8 protein-coding genes and 1 pseudogene are annotated in these 17,195 nt (G+C 63.7%); 8 read left to right on the top strand and 1 reads right to left on the bottom strand.

The window, feature by feature from the left end:
• Positions 1-36: 36 nt before the first annotated feature.
• Positions 37-324: a hypothetical protein gene (locus WJ542_RS06205; protein ID WP_411188444.1), complete on the bottom strand. Its 288-nt coding sequence runs from the start codon at positions 322-324 to the stop codon at positions 37-39.
• On the opposite strand from WJ542_RS06205, the gene WJ542_RS06210 reads away from it, so the two are divergent.
• The 8 genes and pseudogenes from WJ542_RS06210 (at position 323) to WJ542_RS06245 (ending at position 16,902) form a co-directional block, all read left to right on the top strand.
• Entirely contained in the window at positions 323-9,349 is a 9,027-nt protein-coding gene (locus WJ542_RS06210; protein WP_411188445.1) for a two-partner secretion domain-containing protein, read from the top strand. The two genes, WJ542_RS06205 and WJ542_RS06210, sit on opposite strands and share 2 nt — an antisense overlap.
• Before the next feature lie 10 nt (positions 9,350-9,359).
• Positions 9,360-10,169, top strand: a complete 810-nt coding sequence (locus tag WJ542_RS06215) for a hypothetical protein (RefSeq protein WP_411188446.1) — start codon at positions 9,360-9,362, stop codon at positions 10,167-10,169.
• A 367-nt stretch (positions 10,170-10,536) separates the two neighbouring features.
• The gene (locus WJ542_RS06220; protein ID WP_411188447.1) at positions 10,537-12,729 is read left to right on the top strand and encodes a two-partner secretion domain-containing protein; all 2,193 of its coding nucleotides are present in this window, start codon (positions 10,537-10,539) and stop codon (positions 12,727-12,729) included.
• A 2-nt stretch (positions 12,730-12,731) separates the two neighbouring features.
• A complete protein-coding gene (locus WJ542_RS06225) occupies positions 12,732-13,940 on the top strand; it encodes a ShlB/FhaC/HecB family hemolysin secretion/activation protein (protein ID WP_411188448.1) in 1,209 nt (402 codons plus the stop codon).
• A gap of 51 nt (positions 13,941-13,991) precedes the next feature.
• Positions 13,992-15,272 carry an IS256 family transposase gene (locus tag WJ542_RS06230; RefSeq protein WP_411188333.1) on the top strand — a complete coding sequence of 427 codons (1,281 nt, stop codon included), beginning with the start codon at positions 13,992-13,994 and terminating at the stop codon, positions 15,270-15,272.
• Between the two features lie 2 nt (positions 15,273-15,274).
• A pseudogene (locus tag WJ542_RS06235) lies at positions 15,275-15,499 on the top strand (ShlB/FhaC/HecB family hemolysin secretion/activation protein); the annotation flags it as partial.
• Between the two features lie 28 nt (positions 15,500-15,527).
• Positions 15,528-15,983, top strand: a complete 456-nt coding sequence (locus tag WJ542_RS06240; RefSeq protein ID WP_411188449.1) for a ShlB/FhaC/HecB family hemolysin secretion/activation protein — start codon at positions 15,528-15,530, stop codon at positions 15,981-15,983.
• A gap of 28 nt (positions 15,984-16,011) precedes the next feature.
• The gene (locus WJ542_RS06245) at positions 16,012-16,902 is read left to right on the top strand and encodes a peptidylprolyl isomerase (protein ID WP_411188450.1); all 891 of its coding nucleotides are present in this window, start codon (positions 16,012-16,014) and stop codon (positions 16,900-16,902) included.
• Positions 16,903-17,195 lie beyond the last annotated feature (293 nt).

Consider the following 17,195-nt stretch of genomic DNA (forward strand, 5'->3'; position numbering starts at 1 on the left):
CGAGCCAGGGCAACGGGTCTATATCCAGGTAGTTAATCAGCATTTGAATATGCAATTCGCATTTTCTGCGGTTTTTTCGCCGAAAAATCGCTGATGTTGCCGATCGTTAACAATGGTGCGTCCCTGTTTCCAGTAACATCCCGTCATTCGCTGTAAGGGGTCAACAAGAACAAACAGGCAGTAGGCAAGATGCACAACGGGGTAAATAACATCGTCCGTGGCGCCATGCAGCGCGCGGCGGCTGCGGACCGGATGCGGTTCATGGATGCGGGGGTAGGGGCAATCCGGCACGGCGCTGTGGCGGCGCGTCACGGCTGCCGTCATGGCGGGCGTGATGTATTTCGCGCCGGCCGTGCTGCTCGCAGACCAGACGGCGCACGCCGCGCCGATCGTCGACCCGCACGCACCGGTTCCGTTCCAGCCAGCCGTCACCCAGAGTTCGGCAGGCGTACCCGTTATCAACATTCCCGCGCCCAATGCTCAGGGGCTGTCCGTCTCGCAGTTCCAGAGTCTCTCGGCGGGCAGCGAAGAGCTGATCTTCAATAACAGTCTCGTGGCGGGCACGTCGCTCACGGGCGGCCAGGTGGGCGCCAACCCGAACCTTGCGGGGCGCGCCGCCTCGACGATCCTGGCGCAGGTGACGTCCACCGGTAGCCAGTACGCTTCCGTGATATCAGGGCCACTGGAGATTTTTGGCAACACCGCGTCTCTGATCATTAGTAATCCAAACGGCATATCCATCCCGGGCGGCACGGCGCTCACCAATATCTCGAACCTCACGCTCACGACCGGCACGCCGCAGTTCATCACGGCCGCGGGTGGCACGGCGACAAGCTATGCCAATGCCGGGGCGCTCGCGTACAGCGTGAACTCCGGCAACATCTCGATCAACGGGCCACCGGGCAACAACGGCACGCCCGGTCCTGGCATTGCCGGTACCGTTGGCAACATCGACCTCATCGGCCAGACCCTCGCGGTCAACGCGCCCATTCAGGCCAGCAACCGCGTCAACCTCATCTCGGGCAACCAGCTCGTCACGCCTACCGCCACCGGTTTTACGGGTACCACGTACGACACCGCTTCCAACGGCACGACCAACACGGCGTCGGCCATCGGCAATGGTGGTGTTGCAATCGACGCGAGCCAGTTCGGTTCGGTCACCAGCGGGCAGGTGTTTATCGTTTCGACTGCCGCCGGCATGGGCGTGAACATGCAGGGGCCGCTTGCCGCCACGGCGGGCAACGCCGTCGTCAATGCGAACGGCGACATCACGGTCGGGCAAACGTATGCCAGCCAGAACGTGAGTCTCACGAGCGCAGGTGCGACGAACATTACCGGCACGGCACTGGCCAACCAGAACTACACGGTCAGCGCGAACGGGGACATCAACGCGACGGGCAGCGTCTCGGCGGGTCAGAGTGCGTCGCTTACCGCTGGTGGCAATCTGAACGCCACGTCGGTGGCTGCGAATGGCAGCACGACACTCAATGCCGGCAACTCGATGACGCTCGGCTCGGTGTCGGGCCAGAGCCTCGCGCTGCAGGCCACAACAGGTGACCTGACGGTGAACTCGGCGCTGAGCGCGCCGGGCACGATTACGGCAAACGCCGGCCAGGATCTGACGATCAATGGCGCTGTGCAGGGCGGCAGCACCGTTACGCTCACGGGCGGGCATAACGCGAGCGTGAATGGCGCGGCGAGCGGTGTTGGCAATACGTCGATTGCCGCGACGACGGGTACGGCGCAGATCACGGGCGATGTCGTCACCAATGCGGCGTTGTCCGTCTCGGCCGGGCAAAGCGCGCTGATCGGCGGGAACGTATCCGCACTGGGAACCCTGAGCGTGACGGCCGCGAACGGTGACGCCACGCTGTCAGGTACGGCGGTGACGCCCGGGGAAATCACGGTACAGTCCGGCGGCACCACGACGCTGGGCGGACAGACCCAGGCGGCCACGGCGAGCGTCCGCGGCGGCAGCGTCGTCGTCAATGGCGCGCTCACCACCACGGGGGATGCGACGCTTGCCGCGACGAACGGCAACCTGACCGGTACCGGTGCCATCGGCACGACGCAGGGGAATGTGAACCTGTCGGCGAGCGGGAACATCGCGTACAGCGGTGCCGTCCAGGGCGGTGCGGCCGTGTCGGCGACGGCGGCTCAGGATGTGTCGCTGGCGAATGTTTCTGCTCCCGGAACGATCACGGTCCAGGCCGGACGCGACGTGAACGAAAACGGCAGTGTCAGCGGTGGCAGTACGGTGGCGCTCAGCGCAGGCCGCAATGCGGCGGTGAGTGGTGCCATCGCCGCAATGGGCAACACGACGATCAGCGCGACGACGGGCACCGCCACCGTGAGCGGCAACCTGCAGTCGAACGGTGCGGCGAACGTCACGGCCGGACAGGGCGTCGCGCTGGGTGGCACGACGCAGGCGCAGGGGGCGGTGACGGTCAGCGCGCAGTCGGGCTCGATCTCGGGTAATGGCAACGTCGCTTCCTCGCAGGGCGCGGTGTCGCTCGCCGCGGGCCAGAACATCGGCCTGACGGGTGCCGTGCAGTCCGGTTCGACGGTCACGGCCACAGCGGGCGGCAACGCTTCGCTCGGCGGCACCCTCACAGCGCCCGGTGCGATTGCCGTCAGCGCAGGGGGTAACGCGACCCTGGGCGGCAGCGCTACGAGCGGCAGCGCGTTCACGGTGACCTCGGGTGGTAGTGCTGCCATCGACGGTTCAGTCGCCTCGGTCGGCGACATGAGCCTCTCGGCGAGCGGCGGCACGCTCTCTACGGGCGGGACGGTCACGACGGCCGGCGCGCTCAACGCAAACGGCCAGCAGGGCGTGAGTCTGGGCGGCACGGTCACCAGCGGCGGCAACGCGCAGATCGGTTCCAGTGCGGGCAGCGTCACCGTGGCAGGCACGCTCTCTAGCCCCGGTACGATTGCGATTTCGGCAGGGCAGGACGCCACCGTCTCGGGCGCGGTGCATAGCGGCAGCGATACGACTGTCGGCGCCGGCGGCAACGTGGCGCTGGATGGCGGTCTCGAAGCGGACGGCACGGGCAATGCCACGGTGAACGCGGGCGGCAGCCTCACCGGCAGTGGGGCCGTCAATGTCGCGAACAACACGACGCTCACAGCCGGCAGCAACATTGCGTTGACCGGCACAATCCAGACGGGCAACAACCTGGCGGCGACGGCTGGCCAGAACCTCACGGTAGGCGCGACAACGGCCGTCGGCACCGAAACGCTCACCGCCACCAACGGCAGCGCGACGCTCGGCAACGCGCTCTCGGGCGGTGCCATGAGCGTGACGGCGGGCATGAACGTCAACGCGCAGGGCACCGTGCAGTCGCTGGGCAACCTCGCGATGAATGCGAACGGCGGCAACCTCACAGCGAACGCAACCGTATCGTCGGCGGGATCGGTAACGCTGAACGCGGGCCAGAGCCTGACGCTGGGCGCACAGACGACCGTATCGAACGATGCCACGCTGACCGGCACGATCATCACGACGCAGGGGCTGGCCGTGGGCGGCAATCTCAGTGCCACCGCGATCAACAGCCTCGACACGTCGGCCGGTCAACTGAACGCGGCCTACAGCGCGAGCGCGCCAACGCTGAGCGTGAACGGCAATGCCACGCTCAACGGGGCGAACGTCACAACCGCCAACGCGGTGATCGGCGGCACGTACAGCGCGACGGGCACCGCGAACCTGACCACAGGCGGCACCGCCGCTTACATGGGCAACGCCACGCTCGCCGGCGGCACGGTGACGAACGTTGGCACCCAGATGGCACAGGGCACTCTGACTGTCTCGGGAAGTAACGTTACGAACCAGGGCGCGCTGTCGTCGCTCGAAACGATGGCGGTGACGGCTGCGAACCTGAACAATTCAGGCACGATCTACGGCCCGACCACGAATCTCACCGTAGCGGGCACCACCGCCAACACCGGTGGCCTGCTGGCAACGAACGCGCTTAATCTCACCACGGCGAACCTGAGCAACACCAACGGGTTGATCTTCGCCGGAGACGTGAACCATCCTACGGCCGCGACGGGTGATACCTCGGTGACGGTGACGGGCGGCAATGGCTCGTACAACAGCACGAATGGCCAGATCCTGGGCCAGAACAGCGTCACGCTGAACCTGCCGAACCAGACGATCGATCCGTCATCCAGCGTATTCGGTACGGTCAACGGCGGCAACGTGTTCAACCTCTCGGCCCAGGCTATCAGTAATTCGGGCACGTGGACGCTGCCGGGCACGACTGTCAACGTGACCGCGTCGCAGGGCATCAGCAACGCGGGAACGATCAACCAGGGCACCGGCTCGCTGACGCTCAACGGTGCGGTGACCAATTCGGGTACCGTCAATGCGAACGATCTGACGATCAACGGTTCGCTCGCGAACGCTGCGGGTGCAACGATCCAGGCGGGCGACGCCTTCACGCTCAACGGCTCAGGCACGAACGCGGGCACGGTTGAAGCCGTGAACGAACTCACGATTTCCGGCACGAGCTACGACAACTCGAACGGGACGACCCAGGTTGGCAACAGCAGCAGTGCAGCTGGTGCCGGCAACATGACGGTCAATCTCTCGGGCGATCTGACCAATGCGGGCGGCACGATCTCGGCCACGAACAATCTCACGATCAACGCGAACAACGTCATCAATTCGGCCGCGACGTCCACCACGACGACCACCTCCACGACGACCGTCGTCAACACACCGCTGCTGATGTCCACCGTGATCGGCACGGAGACCGCTTACGGGGCCGGTAGCGGGGGCGGACAGTTTGGTGGTGGCCTGGAACTGGTGACGGTGACCCAGCCCGTCACGCTGGGTGGGCTGCTCGCCACCACCGGCGAGATTCCCGCGAATGGCTGGAACGGAATCGCGAGCAACCCCGATTGGGGAGGCGCCGACGGTTTCCCGGAAGGTCCCCAGAGCGCGCCGGTCGCGACCTCGGGAACGGTGACGTTCGAGCAGGTCGGAACCCTGGTGGCGGGCGGCAGCGCCGACCTCTGGTTCGTGCAGAACAGCGACATCTCCGGCGCCGCGGCGACGCGGACGCTGACGATCCCGACCGTCACGGAAACCACGACGACCACCGGGTCGTTCGCGGCCAGTTCGGTGATCGCAGCGGGTAACAACCTGAATCTCACGGCGAACAGCCTCAATAACCAGAGCGGAACGATCAGCGCCGGCAACGATGCGAACCTGAACGTGCAGTCGCTCGAGAATAGCGGCACGTCGATTACCACGACCGTCACCGATGCTGTCGATTCCGCGTCGCTGACGGCGTTCATGAACGCCCTGGCATCGATGCAGGCCTCAGGCGGCATCTCGGTCTGGGGGCGCGGGAATTCGAGCGGGCAGTACGGATCCCGCTCGAGCGGCTACAACTCGGGTCCCGCCGCGCCACCGGCGTCCTTTACATTCGATGCGGTCAGCGCGATCGCGATTCCGTCGGTGTCGTCTTCGGTCACGCAGCAGGGAACGACGGGCCAGATCGTGGCCGGTCATAACGTGAATCTCTCGGGCGGCAGTCTTACGAATGGCGGCAACATTGCGGCGGGCAACGACGTCAACATCACAGCGAGCAGCTTCACGAACCAGGGGGCCAACACCGGGACGATGACCACGACGGCCGGTTGTGCGTCGGGGTATTCGGGGTGCACCGCCGGGGCGACGAGCAACAACAACTCGCAGACGTACAGCTACCAGCAGATCAACGCGAACGTCACGGCGGCCAACGACGTCGTCATCGCTGCGAACACGGTCAGCAACACCTACGGGAATCTGGTCGCAGGTCGTAACGTCGTGATCGGCGGCGCAGGCACGACAGCGAGCGACACCTCCGCGACGCCGACGAACCTCGTGCAGGCGGCGAGCGTGACGAACACCTCGGGCGCGATCGAAGCGGGTAACGACGTGGACCTCAACGCGGCGACGCTGACGAACACGATCGCGGCACCCGTGCAGATCCACCAGAACTATGGCAGCGCCACGCCTTTCACCAGTTGTACGCTGAACTGTGAGGCATATGTCGACGTGCAGTCAGCCAGTCCGGCGACGATCACGGCCAACCACAACGTCAACCTGACGGCCGGAACCTTCAGCAATACCGGCAGCCTTGTGACGGCGCTGAACAACGTCACGATCAACGCGACGGGCAGCGCCGCGAGCAGCAACCAGTACCTGTACGCGTATTACCGGGGCGGGTACGACAAGAACAACCCGGCGTCGATCGCGTTTGGCTGCGCAGGGAACACGTCGCTGTGCCAGCAGCTTTACGGCAGCGCCTACGTGTCCGGCGACACGCAGAATCCGCCGGGGCTGCCCGATGCGGTGGGACTGCCGGATTTCGTGCCGGGGACCATCCAGGCGGGCAACGCGCTGTCGGTGAATTCGCCGACGCTGACCAACACGGGTAACGTGATCGGCCAGACCGTCAGCCTCACGGGCGCAACGCTGGTCAACGGGCTGACGAACCCGACCGTCTATACGCCGCCGCCCGCTGTTTCGGGACAGGTGATTACGCTGGGACCACCGGCCGTTCCGGCCAGCGCTGCAACGACGGTCAACAGTGCGGGGCTGCTGACGAACATGGCCGGGCAGCCGGTGTCCGTGACGGGCACGGCAGGGCCGCCCGCGAACCTGCCGCTGGGTACGACCACGGTGGGCAGGCCGGTCGCGCCCGGCAGCGTTACCGTGAACGCGCCCATCGGCGCCCAGGCCGGTACGGCACAGGCGGAAACGGCTAACGGTGTGGGTAACGGCACTGCGGTGCAGACCGTCGGCAGTCAGACGGAAAACGTGACGTACCTTGTAAACAGCCCGGCTTCGGCGGTGACGGATGACGTTTCGCCTGCGGCGCTCCTCGCGAAGTTGCCCGCGAGCCTGCAACCCGATACGACGCAGTTTTACTACGATCCGTACACGCAGGCGCAGCAGGTCGAGCAGGCTGCGCTTGAGGAGACGGGCCAGTCGAGCTTCTACAGCACGACCAGTGCGACCGACAGCACCGGTCAGGCGTCGATCAACAACCAGGATACGGCGGCGCTCTATGGCGCGGCGCTCCAGTACGCCGAGCAGAACAACATTGCGCTGGGCACGCAGTTGAGCCAGCAGCAACTCGCGCTCGTGAATGCGCCGATGCTGTGGTACGTCGAGGAGACCGTCCCCGAGCCGGGATGTACGGCCACGGGTAACGCATCCTGCCCGACGGTTCAGGCGCTGATGCCCGAGGTGCTGCTGCCGCAGAACTTCGCGACGGTGAACGCGGACGGGACGATCACCGGCACGAACGTTACGCTCAACTACGCGAACAGCATTCTCAATACCGGTTCGATCTCGGCTTCCGGAACACTGACGGTCAACACGGGCACGCTGACGAACGAGCAGCGCTCGACCAACGTCGGGGACATCTACCAGGACGTGAGCACCGGTCTGGCGGCCACCACGGGTACCGAGGTGCAGCAGGGCGGCTACATGACCGCCGCGAACTACGACCTGAACGCAGACGCCATCAACCAGATCGGCGGCGCGCTCGAAGTCACGAACGCGGATGGCAGCGAGAACACGGCTGCCACCGCGCAACTCCTCACGAACCTGAAAAGCCAGCTCGGCAGCAGCTTCACGCAGAGTACCGTCAGCAACGATCTGACCACCTCGATGGTCTACACCAATAGCGTTGGTCTGGGGGGCGAGATCGCTGCGATGGTGGCGGCGGTGGTGGTGTCGATCGTTACTGCCGGTGGTGCCGCGGCAGCAATGAGCACGACCCTGGCACAGATGACGCTGGGCCAGGCCATGATTGTTGCTGGTGTGAGCGGCATGAGCGGAAGTCTCGCCAGCCAGTTTGTTGCCGGCAATGGCATCAACATCGGGTCGGTCCTGGAGGCGGGCGCGATAGGGGTGCTCACCGCTGGCCTGACGGATGGCATCACCTATAACAGCTCAACCGGTTCGTTTGGACTTGGCAATCTCGATCAGGGGTTGAACAGCCTGCCGCAGAACACCAGCACGTTGGGGCAGCTGGCAGGTATCAGCAACGTTGGTAATGCCCTGACGGGAACCGTGTCGCAAGCGGGAGAGGCAACAGCGCAGAGCTTGCCGGAAGAACTGGCTGCGTTAGGTGCAACCGCAACGATCAGTGCGGGGGTACAGACGGCGATTGCAGGTGGCAGCTTCCTGACCAACCTGGAAAGCAGCGCTGCCAGCGATGCGTCTGCCGCTGGTGCGTACGCAATTGGTAATGAGGCGCCGACGCTGACGGCAGATCTCGGCCCGGTGGGTGGCGAACTGGCCTACGTTGGTCTGCATTCGGCTCTAGGCTGCGCCGCGAGCGCGGCCGAAGGCACGGGTTGCGGTGGCGGGGCGATTGGTGGGGCGGCGAGCGCAGCGTTCTCGTCGGATTTTATCAGTGCAATCGATCCGACTGGTGCACCGCTGGATTCAGGCCAGCAGGCGGCAGTGGCTGGATTCGCTACGTTGCTGGGCGGTGGCCTCGCCGGCCTCGCGGGCCAGAACGTGACTGCTGGCGCAATGGCCGCGCAGAACGAGGCGTTGAACAACGACACAGCAAGTGCCGCTCATACGGCCTATGCGGCACAAAATGGTGGACTCGGCAGCGCAGCGCTGGCTGTAGCCTACTCGTTGATGCCGTGGTTACCGGGTAATCCGGCAACACAGGCAATCGGCTCTGGTGTTTCCTCGACGGTCCAAGGGCTGATTTCGAAGATCCGGGCGAACTACGGGGGGCAGACGCCACCGGCCGATCCCAATAATCAGCTATCCGGCTCGAACGGCGGTGGTAACAATACCCCACCGACAGCGGGTGCGGTGGTAACGCCCGCACCGTGTCTGGCTGGCCCGGGCGCGTGTGGGATGGTCGTGAGTCCCGTTGTTACTCCCGGCGCACCGATATTGTCGAGCGGAAACAGTGGCGACGAAGGCGGTTCGACAAGTGATCAAGGACCTTCTACAAGCACAGAAGGGCTGACACCGTTTCAGCGCGGGATACAATTCCAAGATGACGCACTATCGGCGCTCGGGGTGCCGGAAAACACAGATCGTATTACGGTTACGTTGCCAAATGGTTCCCCGGTGACGGTTATTCCCGATGCCTTGGACGGTTCAACGATAGTGGAAGTCAAAGATGTTACGAATCTGTCGAATTCCAACCAATTCAGAGGCTATCTAGCGACAGGCAATCCGATTCAACTCATTGTTAGCCCGAACACGCAGTCGATTTCGCAGCCGTTGCAGAATCTCGTCAACAGCTCAGGTGGATCGATTCGAATCTTCAATCCAGCAACTGGATCTTTCAGCCCGTGGATATCGAAATAGCAGGTGCCGTGTGAAATTTAAGCTTCCGGTGAGTGTCAACGTGCTGAGTCCGCTGGCGTTTAGACGGCCAGAGGATTTCCTCTATGCCGTGCAGACGTTTCACGAACTATTGCCCAGCATATCCCCCGACAAGTGGGGCTGGTGGGAGCCCCTTGATAGGGACTTCGATGGTCAAGATCTGGATAGGCTTATCCCGGACAGTGGGAACTGTGAGACAGTCTATTGGCAGCGCAGGAAGCGACCAAAGGCTGAAGGTTCTTTCGCTGTTCGATGGAACAGCAAATCCCCCAAGGTTCACGATACGCATTCGAATATCAGTTTCAGCGTCGAACTTGGGCAGGTCGAACAAGCTGCACTCGTCGCTTACCTGAAGCTATCAAGCTTGCGCGCGAATGCGGATTTTGCATTAGTTGATGTGCTGGCCGAGCAGGACAGAGACTTCGCTATCGAGAATGGATCAGCACCCTTTGGCGAGCGTTTTATGGTGGTGACGCACCTCTTACGGCATTGGCTTCCCGACGTTTTCTGGGGCACCGTCTTTGGGCCAGCGTACGTGAGGCTATTTGGGAAAGATCTGTTGTTATCTGCCCCAGCCTACGCTGTAGAGGAGCTAGGGCCAGAAATGGTTTATGTTCAGCTAACCGAAAGGATGGCGGACGTTGTCGAAGACAATCCAATAGTGAAAGCCCGCCGCAAGCTCTTCAAAGATCACTTTGACAGTAACGCGTTCTTTGTTTCTGGCCAAGGTTACGATCGCCTGCAGCGAGGTCCGATCGGAGATGTGTTCACGGTGCCGAAATTTGACCTAATCGCGGATTAATTGAGCAAGTAGACGCGATGAAGTCGCGTCAGCGATGGTTTTCGGCCACAAACAACACGTTGATGTTCTCTCAAATCAAGACTGGTCCGTGGCTTGGCGAGGTCGGCGGCTCCGCGCGCACGAAAAGATCATTGCCAGAATACGACGGTCTGGACGACAAGCCATTCGGGCCGCGGCAGTCCAGAACCGTCTGGAACAGAGCGAGCATCAAAGCCGAAAATCCGGCCCGGGTCGCATGGTGGGTTTGTGACTATTGAAGCCCGGAAGGAAAGCAGGGCCTTCGCTGCGCAAGGCAACTGAGGCGACTTTGGGTATGGAAACGGCAGCATGGCGTTGATGAAACCGCCGTTAATGTAGGACTACAAAAATGTATAAATACGGCTTCTTTCGACTACGGGGTACACGGTTTCGGTTTCGCCTTGCAACCGGCGCGCTGCTTGCGCTGCTCGTCAGCCGGGCCTGGGCCACCGGCATGGTAACCGGCGGCGGCACCGCGACGAGAATTTCTACGGCGGCCAACGGCCACCAGACAGTCACCATTGCGCCTGCTGTCGGCGGCGTCTCGAACAATACGTACTCGTCGTTCAACGTTTCATCAGCCGGCGCAGACCTGAACAACGTCGGCGTGAACGCCAACACAATCGTCAACCAGGTCACGAGCACGAATCCGTCGCTGATTCAGGGCGCGATTTCCGTGCTCGGCCCGCGCGCGAACGTGATCATCGCGAATCCCAGCGGCATCACGGTAGACGGCGGCTCCTTCGTGAACGCTGGCCACGTGGTTCTGTCGACCGGCGAAGTGAGCTTTAACGACATCACACCCGCACCGGGCCAGACCCAGCGTAACGTTGTGCTCACCACGAACCGGGGAGCGATCACGATTGGCCCGGGCGGTCTCTCCGGCACGCTGGTCAATCTCGACCTGATCGCAAAGCAACTGAACGTCAACGGCCCGGTCACCAACAGTTTCACCAGTTCGACGGGCGGCATCCGCGCGCTCATCGGCAGCAGCACGAGTCTCTACGACACGGCATATTCTCCTTCGGACAACAGCCACGACTGGCTCACCAGTTCGACGCCGTCCAGCGCGACGAACCCCGGTATCGCGGTGGACATCACCGCAGCGGGAGGCCTGACGGCCGGCCGCGTGCAACTCATCGTCACGGACCAGGGCGCCGGCGTGCGCAGCGCGGGAGCGATCTACGCCACGGCGGGCGATGCCACGGTGCAGGCCAATGGCGACATCACGACGTCTGGCGGCTCCATCACCGCGGCGAACGACGTATCGCTGACGGCAGGCGGCGCGATCGGCATGCAGGGAACGCAGATCCAGGCGAGCGGCGACATCTCGATGACAGCGGGTGGTGCGATGTCGCTGGCCGACGGACAGATCGAGGCCGATGGCAACGTCGGCCTCACCGCGACCGGCGCACTGTCGGCACAGGGCATGCAGGTGGGCGCGTCGAACAACACAACGTTTAACGCAGCCAGCATCACGATTGCCGACGACGCTACCGGCCCGTCGAAGATCACCGCCGACAACGCTCTTGCGCTGACCACTTCCGGCGATATCAGCAATACCGGCAGCGAGCTGCAGGCCGGACTGATTTCGGCGAGCGGTACGGCCAGTGGGGGCGACCTGACGCTGAACGCCGGCGGCAGCATCACGAACCTCTCGGATGCGACCAGCCTCGGCATCCTGTTCGCCGCCAGCGGTGCGGCAACGCTGAACGCCCAGGGCAACATCACCAACGACAACGCCCGCATCCTGGCCAACGGGGCAGTCACGCTCGCGGCCCAGGGCGACGTGAACAACGTCATCGATCACACGGGTGGAGTCGACGGCGGCGCGCCGGTTGCCTACTCGTCCGAGGGCGGCCGCTTCCTGTTCTTCCAGCACACGTCCAGCGGCTTCAACATCGACTACGGCACCGTCACGGAGCCCGACCAGCTCGCGTACATCGCCTCGACGGCGGGCAACGTCTCGGTCTCCGGCCGCAGCGTCACGAACTCGGGCGGCATTATCCAGTCGGACGACGGCAACATCACGATCAACGCGCAGCAAGCCTTCACTAACGCGGCGGTGTTCGCCGGTCAGGCGGGCTATTCGGAAAGCTGCTTCATTTTTTGCCATGGCAACGCATCGAGCGACGTGACGCCCTACGGCGGCGCGATCCAGTCTGGGCAGAACGTGTCCATCACGGCGGGTACGAGCGCGACGAACACGGGCGGCAACGTCTACGCGCAAGGCAATCTCGCGGTAAGCGCGCCGGTCACCTACGCAACCGGTGTGCTGGGCTATTCGGCGATCAACCAGGACCACGGTTTCAAGGCGTTCTTCGGCAGCACCTGGGCTGAGATCATCGCGACCGACGTCGGGGGCGGATTCACTGCCGACGGTCTCGTGACGCTCACAGGCGACGCGACCATCAACGGCGGCTACATCTCGGGCGGCAAGGGCACGAGTGCGACGGGCGGCATCACGACCGTGCGTGCACCGTCGACCACGCCGGTCGTGATCGGGCAGCACCTGGGTCTTACGACGTGGTGGTGGTACTGAGCATGCAGACGAAGAAAGTCTGGCGGCGTGCCGCATTGCCTGCGGCGCTCGCCGTTTCAACGAATATCTTTGCCCAGACGCCGCCGCCGGTTGCACCGCCCGCCGTTCCGCGCCCGATCCAGGACCCGGGCCTGCAACTGATCGACCAGCAGCGTGCCGCCGCCCAGCAGCAGCAACTGGCCCAGCCCCCGGCACAGGTGAGCGTGGCGCCGCAGGGCAGTCAGAACATACTCGACGTCCCGCTGGATACACCAGTCGACCAGATTGCCGAATCGGGACCGACATTCCGTGTCGCGCACATCGTGCTTGCCGGGCCGAAGGGTGAACCGCCCGCAAAGACCGCTGTTTCGAAAGCAAGGCTCGATGCCGTCATCGCCGCATTTACCGGTCATGAACTGGGCTCCCGGCGAGTGAACGTGCTGCTCAGGCGGTTGACCGATGTCTACGTTTCGGCCGGCTATGTGACCACGCGCGCGCTGCTCGGTCCACAGAATCTCGCTTCGGGTACGCTGGCGGTCACCATCGAGGTGGGCCGCATCGAAGCCTTCACGGTCAACGGCAAGCCTGTCCATCGCCTCGCGACGAACGAGCCGTCGGCAGGTGGAGGGTGGTTCACCGACGAAGGCTACGAGTCCGCGTTTCCCTCCGATCCGGGCGACCCGCTGCGCCTGTCCGACATCGACCAGGGCGTGGCGCAGATCAACCGCATGCGGCGCAACCAGGCCAGCGTCCAGATCCTGCCCGGCCAGACCGTGGGGGACTCGGTGGTCGCGATCAGCAACCCGCCCGGTGACAGCGTGTACGGCACGCTCGGTGTGGATACCTACGGCGCACAGGCGACCGGCATCACGCGCTACCGGGCTGGCATCGAGGCCGACAACCTCATCGGCCTGCAGGAAGTCCTGAGCCTGAACTACATCGACAGCCTCGAGAGCAATGCCCTTGTCGGCTCGTTTGCGGTTCCGTGGGGCCGCAACACGTTCAGCTATACGCTGTCCGATTCCGAGTACCAGCAACTGGTCGGTACCACCGCGCTCGAGTACGGCCGTACGCTCAGCCACATCTTCGGGTGGAACTACCAGCTCGGGCGGACGGTGTCCGACCTGACGGCCATCGACGCGACGCTGTCGTGGATGCGCACGGACCGGAGTTATCGTCGGAAGTGGTGTATGCGGCGTAGGGAGGAGGCAGGAGAAGGCGGTGGCGATTGATGGAGAATGTTGCTTTCCACGGTAACACTTCCTCAATCGAACTCCACCACCATGGCGAAACATACGCAGGAAACGAGCAGCAGTCAAACAGCAGAACCGCAATTTGAGGGCGCACCCGGCCTGGACGATCTGATCCAGCAAGGGGCGCGGCGGATCATCCAGCAGGCAATCGAGGCGGAACTGGCGGCGATGCTCGAGCAATATTCGAATGTGAAGACGATGGACGGCCGGCGCGCGGTCGTGCGCAACGGCTACCTGCCAGAGCGCGAGATCGTCACGGCGGTAGGCCCGGTGCCGGTCAAGGTACCGAAGGTTCGCGACCGCTCGAGCTCCGGCATCAAGTTCAATTCGACGATCGTGCCGCCCTATGTGCGCAAGTCGCCGCGCGTGTCATCGTCGCTGCCGTGGCTGTACCTGCGAGGCGTCTCAACCGGCGACATGGGCGACGCACTGTCCGAGCTGCTCGGCGAGCAGGCTAAAGGGCTGTCAGCGAGCGTCGTGAGCCGCCTGAAGGCCGCATGGTCAGAAGAGTACGAGAAGTGGAACAAGCGCGACCTGTCCGCCTCGCGCTGGGTCTACTGGTGGGCCGACGGCATCCATACTCAAGCCCGCACAGAGGATTCGGACGGGCAGTGCCTGCTCGTGATCATCGGCGTGAAACCGGACGGCGGCAAGGAGCGCGTTGCGCTCAGCGACGGTTACCGCGAGTCGAAACAGTCGTGGATTGAACTGCTGCTCGATCTGAAAGCGCGCGGCCTGCAGGCGCCGCCACTGCTCGCGGTTGGTGACGGCGCGATGGGACTATGGGCGGCACTCGATGAGGTGTTCCCGCAAACGCGACATCAGCGCTGCTGGTTTCATAAGGTCGGAAATATCCTCAACGCGATGCCCAAATCGCAGCACGGCAAGGCCAAGGCGGCGCTCGCAGAGATCTGGAATGCCGCGACGCGCGCCGATGCGATTGTTGCGTTCAATCAGTTCGTCGACGTGTACGCGGCCAAGTACCCGAAGGCTGTCGAGAAGCTCACGAAGGATCGAGACGCACTGCTCACGTTCTACGATGTCCCTGCGGAGCACTGGCAGCATGTGCGGACCACGAATCCGATCGAATCGACGTTTGCGACGGTACGCCATCGCACGAGCCGCACGCGCAACTGTCTGTCGCGCGCGACCTTCCTGGCGATGGCGTTCAAGCTGATTGAAGCGGCCGGGCAGACCTGGAGGAAGATTCGCAGCGCCGAGAAAATTGATCAGCTTCTGAAGGGCGTTCCGTTCAAAGACGGAAACCCGGTGATTGAAAGCACACCGGCTCCTCAAGCGCTGGCCGCCTGATCATGCCGTCCCGCCCGTACACCACTATTGACGATTGCTCCACGGACCGCGCGGTGAACGACATCGATCTGGATCCGCAGCGCCTTGTCGTACTGCGCGTGGGGGGCAACTGGCTGCACCGCTTCGTGCTCAACGATGCGCAGGGAAACGTGACGCTCGATGCCGGCGTCTCGGAGGGCCTGCCGTGGCTGGAGGCGGACCACGACGCGCCGGGGATCTCGCGCGACGACGCGCACAGCCAGTTCACGAAGGCCGATGCCACAGGCACGTTCACGTTGCCGCTGCCGAAGCTGGGGGGGGGCAGCGTTCGCGTATCGCGGTGCGGTTGGCGGCCAGTTCACGAACGTGGCGCTGTACGGCACCGAGCAACTGTACCTGGGCGGCATGGACACGATCCGGGGTTTCCGTTCGGGCGATCTGGCGGGTGACCGTGGCATTTACTCGCGCAACGAGCTGGCCTGGGTGAACGTGCCGGTGTGGCACGACGCCCGTATCGAGCCGTATGTGTTTCTGGATGCCGGCAAGGCGAGTCTCGTCGCGACGCCGGGTTTCCCGACGCTGGTGGGCATCGGCAGCGGCCTGCGCGCGCAGTGGCAATGGCACACCCAGCAGTTCTCGGGCGAGGCGCTGGTGGGGCGCCAGCTATGCCGGCCGGCCGAAATCGGCCCGCGCGCGACGCTCGTGCTGGGCACGTTCAACTGGGCGTTCTAGCAAAAATCTTTCTCATAAGGGTGAATCCATGTTTCGACTCGACAACACGATTCGTGCCGCATGCGTAGCGGCGTTTGCTTCAGTTGCGCTGAGCGTGTTCGCGCCGACGTTTGCTCACGCAGCGGACGCGCCTGCGGCGGGGCTACCCGCGGGCACGGCAGCCGTCGTCAACGGCGTGAGCATTTCCGACGTACAGCTCGACGAGGCGGTACGCGTGGCGGTGCAGGTTGGCCATCAGGCCGACACACCGCAACTGCGGCAGGCGGTGAAGCAGCAGCTCATCGCGCGTGAGCTGTTCCGCCAGAACGCAGAGAAGGCGGGTTATGGCACGAAGCCTGAGGTGCAGCAGGCGATGGACGTGGCGAAGACGAACGCCGAAATGCAGCTCTATCTGAAGGACAACATTCACGCCGAGCCCGTCACGGATGCGCAGGTCAAGGCCCGCTACGACGAGATCGTTGCGTCGCTGGGCAGGGTGGAATACAAGCCGCGGATCATCGTGGTGCCGGATGAGGCGACGGCGACGATCGTGCTTGCGCAACTGAAGTCGGGGCAGCCATTCGACGCACTGGCGCGCCAGTACAGCAAGGCGCCGAGTGCGGCGGCCGGGGGCGAGCTGCCGTGGGTCAGCTTCAAGACTCCCGCGGAAGACGGCAAGACCCAGGGCTTGCCGCTTGCCGTGGCACAAGCGATTGCGCAGCTTCCGGCGGGTGGTGTGACGCCGCAGTCTGTTGCCCTTGGAAAGGACGGTAGCGGCCCATATGCAATCGTTAAGGTGGACGCGATGCGGCCAACGCAGGTGCCGGCGTTCGATCAGGCGAAAGCGACCATCGCACAGCAACTGCAGGCGCTCGCATTGGAGAAAGCGGCGGCGCTGTTCACGGCCGGGCTGCTGAAGGGGGCGACAATCCAGCAGTAACGGAGTGAATGGAGGCGGGTGCGGGCTGTGGGAGTCTTCGGGGTATAGGTCGTCTTCGTCGAAGTCGACATCGATCAGGGCGTTGCCGTTGACGATGTTATAAGCCAGCGATGGCAGCAATGCCTGCTCGATCTCCTTCTGCCCAACCTGCGTCGATCCAGCGGTTCCCTCATCAAGCAGCTTCAAGAACAGGGTGGAGTTGCCCCTATTAAATCGAACAGGCCACGGCTATTTGCAGTAACACAGCAATATGCCAAGCCGTTTGGCGACGTATTGGCGTCAGGTTATCTGAA

Source organism: Paraburkholderia yinzeri (genome assembly GCF_046581065.1).
GTDB lineage: Bacteria > Pseudomonadota > Gammaproteobacteria > Burkholderiales > Burkholderiaceae > Paraburkholderia.

Coding starts and splice junctions, on each gene's coding strand:
- WJ542_RS06210 (WP_411188445.1), top strand. CDS start 323: ATGGCGGGCGTGATGTATTTCGCGCCGGCCGTGCTGCTCGCAGACCAG.
- WJ542_RS06205 (WP_411188444.1), bottom strand. CDS start 324: ATGACGGCAGCCGTGACGCGCCGCCACAGCGCCGTGCCGGATTGCCCC.
- WJ542_RS06220 (WP_411188447.1), top strand. CDS start 10,537: ATGTATAAATACGGCTTCTTTCGACTACGGGGTACACGGTTTCGGTTT.
- WJ542_RS06225 (WP_411188448.1), top strand. CDS start 12,732: ATGCAGACGAAGAAAGTCTGGCGGCGTGCCGCATTGCCTGCGGCGCTC.
- WJ542_RS06230 (WP_411188333.1), top strand. CDS start 13,992: ATGGCGAAACATACGCAGGAAACGAGCAGCAGTCAAACAGCAGAACCG.
- WJ542_RS06240 (WP_411188449.1), top strand. CDS start 15,528: ATGCCACAGGCACGTTCACGTTGCCGCTGCCGAAGCTGGGGGGGGGCA.
- WJ542_RS06245 (WP_411188450.1), top strand. CDS start 16,012: ATGTTTCGACTCGACAACACGATTCGTGCCGCATGCGTAGCGGCGTTT.